The 6,389-nt window shown below is 73.0% G+C and carries 1 protein-coding gene and 1 pseudogene; both read left to right on the top strand.

The features are described 5' to 3' along the window. Nucleotides 1-2,565: pseudogene (locus ACFV0O_RS40915) on the top strand (condensation domain-containing protein); the annotation flags it as partial. A 156-nt stretch (nt 2,566-2,721) separates the two neighbouring features. Then, the coding region (locus tag ACFV0O_RS40920; RefSeq protein ID WP_380349989.1) for an amino acid adenylation domain-containing protein at nt 2,722-6,389 on the top strand (3,668 nt) is incomplete at its 3' end.

Consider the following 6,389-nt stretch of genomic DNA (forward strand, 5'->3'; position numbering starts at 1 on the left):
TCATCTTCGGCGGCGAAGCCCTCGACACCACCAAACTCACCACCTGGCACACCCGCCACCCCCACACCCCCCAACTCGTCAACATGTACGGCATCACCGAAACCACCGTCCACGTCACCCACAAAACCCTCAACCACACACCCACCGACACGAACACCACCACCACCGACACGAACACCACCATCGGCCACGCCATCCCCGGCCTCGACCTCTACGTCCTCGACCACACCCTCCAACCCGTCCCACCCGGCACCCCCGGCGACCTCCACATCGCCGGCCACCAACTCGCCCGCGGCTACCTCAACCGCCCCGCCCTCACCGCCGAACGCTTCACCGCCTGCCCCTACGGCGAACCCGGCCGCCGCATGTACCGCACCGGCGACATCGCCCGCTGGACCACCACCGGCGAACTCCAATTCGTCGGCCGCGCCGACGAACAAATCAAACTCCGCGGCTTCCGCATCGAACTCGGCGACATCGAAACAACACTCACCACCCACCCCCACATCACCCAAGCCACCGTCCTCCTCCGCGAAGACACCCCCGGCGACCAACGCCTCATCGCCTACGCCATCCCCACCCCCACCCACAGCACCGCCGAACTCGGCTCCTCGGTACGAGAGTTCCTACGCGGAAAGCTCCCCGACCACATGGTTCCGGCAGCCGTCCTCACCCTCGACGCGTTCCCGCTCACCGTCAACGGCAAGTTGGACCGCCGCGCCCTGCCCGCCCCCGACCAGGCCCGCAGGTCCGCTGTCACCCGCGAGCCGGCCAACGAGCGCGAGGCGACGATCTGCGCCGCCTTCGCCGAGGTCCTGGGCCTCGACACCGTCGGCCCCGACGACAGCTTCTTCGGCCTCGGCGGACACTCCCTCCTCGCCACCCGCCTCGCCAGCCGCATCCGCACCGCCCTCGGCACCGAACTCCCGCTCCGCACCCTCTTCGAAGCCCCCACCCCCGCCGCCCTCGCCGAACGGCTGAAGCCCGCCAAGCGGGCCCGGCCGAGCCTGCGGTCGGTGAAGCGACCGACGGAGGCCGACTGACGCGCGGGCCTGCGGCCGGGTGATCCGTCCCGAACGGACGGCTCACCCGGCCCACCCCGGCCGACCGCCGTCGACCCGCACCCGCACCCGTACCCGCACCCGCACCCGCACAGCAGCACCACGGCACGACCGCGAAGCCGCAAGGCCGCACAGCACCACACCAGACCTGATCCATCGCACGACCCGGCCCCCGCGGTCGGCCCGTCTCACAGCTAGGGGACTCCAGATGATTCCGTTGTCGTACGCGCAGCGCCGCCTTTGGTTCATGGGCGAGTTGACCGGCCCGAGCGCGACGTACAACATCCCGGTGGTGCTCCGGTTGACCGGGGCACTGTCCCCGGCGGCGCTGGAGGCCGCGCTGCGCGATGTGGTCGACCGGCACGAGGTGTTGCGCACCGTCTTCCCGGCCGTGGACGGCGAGCCGCGCCAGCGGGTGCTGCCGGTCGAGCGGGCCGGCTTCGCGTTGGCGACGGCCGAGGCCGCCTCGGAGGCGGAGCTGGCCGGCAAGGTGGCCCGGGTGCTGGGCCACCCGTTCGACCTGCACGAGGAGATCCCGATCCGGGCGACCCTGTTCGCGGTCGCCCCGGAGGAGCACGTGCTGGCGGTGGTGGTCCACCACATCGCTGGCGACGGCTGGTCCCTCGAACCGCTGGCCCGCGACATCGCCACCGCGTACACGGCGCGGCTGGCCGACCGGGCGCCCGACTGGGAGCCGCTGCCGGTCCAGTACGCCGACTACACCTTCTGGCAGCGCGAGCTGCTCGGCGACGACCAGGACCCGGAGAGCCTGCTGACCGAGCAACTCGACTACTGGCGCGCGGCGTTGTCCGGTGTCCCGGAGGAGTTGGCGCTGCCGTACGACCGGCCGCGCCCGGCCACCGCGTCCAACCGGGGCGAGGCGGTGGAGCTGCTGGTGCCGGCCGAACTGCACCGCAAGCTGGCCGAGTTGGCGAAGCAGCGGCAGGTGACGATGTACATGGTGCTGCAGACGGCGCTCGCCGTCCTGCTCTCCCGGCTCGGCGGCGGACCGGACATCCCGATCGGCACGCCGATCGCGGGCCGCACCGACGAGGACCTGAACGACCTGGTCGGCTTCTTCGTCAACACCCTGGTGATGCGCACCGACCTGACCGGCGACCCTTCGCTCGCCGAGGTGCTCGACCGGGTCCGCGAGACCGGACTGAGCGCCTTCGAGCACCAGGACGTGCCCTTCGAGCGCCTGGTCGAGGACCTGGCGCCCGTGCGTTCACTGGCCCGCCACCCGCTCTTCCAGGTCATGCTCAGCCTGCAGAACAACGCACAGGCGGTCCTCGACCTGCCCGGCGTCACCGTGCGTCCGATGGCCGCGCAGTCGGCCTCGGCCCGCTTCGACCTCTCCTTCGAGGTCGGCGAGGACCTCGACCCGGCGGGCGGCCCGGCCGGGCTGTCGGTGCGGGCCACGTACGCCGCAGACCTCTTCGACCGGTCGACCGTCGAAGCGGTCACCCGGCGCCTGGTGCGGGTGCTGACGGCGCTCGCCGAGGAGCCGGCGACGCGGGTCAGCGCGGTGCGGGTGCTCGACGACGCCGAGCGGGTCCGGATCCTGGAGCAGTGGAACGACACCGCCGTCGAGGTGGCGCCGACCCACCTGCCCGCGCTGTTCGCCGCCCAGGTCGCCCGCACCCCCGATGCGGTGGCGGTGGTCGCCGAGGGTCAGCGGCTCACCTATGCGGAGCTGGACGCCCGGGCCAACCGCCTGGCCCGGCTGCTGCGGGAGCGCGGCGTCGGCCCGGAGTCGCTGGTCGCGGTCTGTCTCGGGCGCTCGGCCGACCTGGTGGTCGCGCTGCTCGCGGTGCTGAAGTCCGGTGCCGCCTACGTGCCCGTCGACCCGGAGTACCCGGCCGACCGGATCGCCTACATGCTCGACGACGCCGGACCGGTCGCCGTGGTGACCACGGGAGACCTCGCCGCCGGCCTGCCCGGTTCCGCCGGTGACCGGGGTCCGCTGCCGCGGATCCTGCTGGACGAGACCGACCTGGACGCGTACGACGGCTCCGCCCTGCCGTGCCCCGAGCTGCTGCCCGCACACCCGGCGTACGTCATCTACACCTCCGGCTCCACCGGGCGCCCCAAGGGCGTGCTGATCGAGCACCGGGCGCTGGTGAACTACGTGGTCCGCTGCCACCGGGCCTACCCGACGCTCAGCGGCAGCACCCTGCTGCACGCCTCCATCTCCTTCGACGCGGGCGTCACGGGCCTCTACGGCGCGCTGACCTGCGGCGGCCGCGTCGTGGTCGCCGCCCTGGACGAGCGGCTGCCGGCCCTGCTGGCCGGCGAGCGACTGACCTTCCTCAAGGGCACCCCGAGCCACCTGGCCTTCATGGACGCGCTGCCCGAGGAGTGCGCCCCGACCGGGCAGCTGATGGTGGGCGGCGAGGCGGTGCGCGCCGAGGCGATCCGCGCCTGGTCCGCGCGCCATCCCGGGGTGGCGATCGTCAACCACTACGGGCCGACCGAGGCGACCGTGGGCTGCACCGACTTCCCGGTGGACCCGCGAGCGGTCGGCGACGCCGCCGTGGTGCCGATGGGCCGACCGATGTGGAACACCCGGGCGTACGTCCTGGACGACACCCTGCGCCCGGTGCCGTCCGGCGTCGTCGGTGAACTGTACATCGCGGGGGCCCAGTTGGCTCGCGGCTACCTGGGCCGCCACGGCCTGACCGCGGAGCGTTTCGTCGCCTGCCCGTACGGCGAACCCGGCCGCCGCATGTACCGCACCGGCGACGTCGTCCGCTGGACCGCCGACGGGGACCTGCAGTTCCTGGGCCGCGCCGACGAGCAGGTGAAGATCCGCGGCTTCCGCATCGAACTCGGCGAGGTCGAGGCCGCCGTCGCCGACTGCCCGGGACTGGCACGGGCCGTGGTCGTCGCCCGCGAGGACGTGCCCGGCGACAAGCGCCTCGTCGCCTACGTCGTCCCCGCCCCCGGCACCGGCGGTGCCGGGCTGCCCGCGCTGGTCCGCACGACGGTCGGCGCGCGTCTGCCCGACTACATGGTGCCGTCGGCCGTCGTGGCCCTGGACGCCCTGCCGCTGACCTCCAACGGGAAGCTCGACCGCCGTGCTCTGCCGGTCCCCGACTACGGGGTGGCGTCAGCGGGCCGCGCCGCGCGCACGGAGCAGGAGGAACTGCTCTGCGGCGTGTTCTCCGAGGTGCTCGGGGTCCCGGCGGTCGGCCCGGAGGACGACTTCTTCGTGAGCGGCGGGCACTCCCTGCTGGCGGTGCGGCTGATCAGCCGGATCCGCTCCGTCCTGGGCATCGAGCTGTCGTTGCGCACCTTGTTCGAGGCGCCGACCCCCGCCGCCCTGGCGCGTCACCTGGACCCGGGCGCGCTGGTCCGGCCGCCGGTGGTGGCCGCCGGGCAGCGACCCGGGCGGGTGCCGCTGTCCTTCGCCCAGCAGCGGCTCTGGTTCCTCTCCCAGCTGGAGGGGCCGAGCGCCACCTACAACATCCCGGTGGCGCTCCGGCTGACCGGCGACCTCGACCGCGTCGCCCTCGACGCCGCCCTGTTCGACCTGATCGGCCGCCACGAGGTGCTGCGGACGGTCTTCCCCGCCCACGGCACCGGAGCGCACCAGCAGGTGCTCCCCGTCGACCGCGCCGCCCTCGACCGGCTCGGCTTCGGCCTGACCGTGACCGACACCACCGAGGCCGAGCTGGCCGAGGCCGTCGCCCGGGCGGCCGGGCACGCCTTCGACCTCTCGGCGGAGGTCCCGGTCCGGGCTTCGCTGTTCGTGCTGGCACCGCAGGAGCACGTCCTGGTGGTGACGGTCCATCACATCGCCGGTGACGGCTGGTCGATGGCTCCGCTGGGGCGCGACCTGTCGGCCGCGTACGCGGCGCGGGTGGCCGGCGGTGCGCCCGGGTGGGCGCCGCTGCCGGTGCAGTACGCGGACTACACGCTCTGGCAGTGCGGACTGCTCGGCGGCGAGGGGTCGCAGAGCGAACTGCTGGAGCAGCAACTGAAGTACTGGCGCGAGGAGTTGGCGGGCTCGCCGGAGGAGCTGGCGCTCCCCTTCGACCGGTCGCGGCCGGCCGTCGCCTCCCACCGCGGCGGCTCGGTCGATCTCGCCGTCCCGGCCGACCTGCACGCCCGACTGGCCGACCTGGCCCGCGAGCAGGGCGCCACGATGTTCATGGTGCTGCAGGCGGCGCTGGGCGTGCTGCTGTCCCGGCTCGGCGCCGGCGAGGACGTCCCGGTCGGCACCCCGGTCGCCGGCCGTACCGATGAAGCCCTGGACGAGTTGGTCGGCTTCTTCGTCAACACCCTGGTCGTCCGGACCGACCTGAGCGGCGACCCGACCTTCGCCGACCTGCTGGGCCGGGTCCGCGAAACGGCTCTCGGTGCCCTCGCCCACCAGGACGTGCCCTTCGAGCGCCTGGTCGAGGAACTGGCCCCCACCCGCTCGATGGCCCGCCACCCGCTCTTCCAGGTCATGCTCAGCCTGCAGAACAACGAGCGGGCCACGCTCGAACTCCCGGGCCTGACGGTGGCACCCGAGCCCGGCGCGGCCCCGGTCGCGAAGTTCGACCTGGAGCTGAGTGTCAGCGAAGCCGCGAGCACGTCCGGCACTCCGGACGGCCTCTCGGTCCGGGTCACGTACGCGGTGGACCTGTTCGACGCCGCGTCGGTGCGCGTGCTCGGCGAGCGCTGGCTGCGCGTCCTCACCGCCGTCGCCACCGACCCGTCCCGGCACATCAGCACCGTCGACATCCTCTCCGACCGCGAACGCCACCGACTGCTCCACGACTGGTCCGGCGCCAACCACCACGTGCCCACCGAGACCGTCCTGCCCGCCCTCTTCGAAGCCCAGGCCGCCCGCACCCCCGACGCCATCGCCGTCATCCACGGCAACCGGCACCTCACCTACCGCGAACTGAACGAACGCGCCAACCAGCTCGCCCACCTGCTCACCGAGCACGGCGTCCGCCCCGAGTCACTCGTCGCAATCCGCATGGAACGCACCACCCACCTGATGACCGCCCTCCTGGCCGTCCTCAAAGCCGGCGGCGCCTACCTGCCCATCGACCCCGACTACCCCACCGACCGCGTCACCCACATGCTCGACGACGCCCGCCCCACCCTCCTCCTCACCACCAGCACCACCACGGGCCTCGACACCGGGATCCGCACCATCCTGCTCGACCGGGCCGACGTCTCCACCCGCCCGCTCACCAACCCGGCCACCACCGCCCTGCCCTCGCACCCGGCCTACGTGATCTACACCTCGGGCTCCACCGGCCGCCCCAAGGGCGTGGTGATCACCCACCGCAACATCACCAAACTCCTCACCTGGGCCGCCGACAC

The organism is Kitasatospora sp. NPDC059577, assembly GCF_042735475.1.
Taxonomy (GTDB): domain Bacteria; phylum Actinomycetota; class Actinomycetes; order Streptomycetales; family Streptomycetaceae; genus Kitasatospora.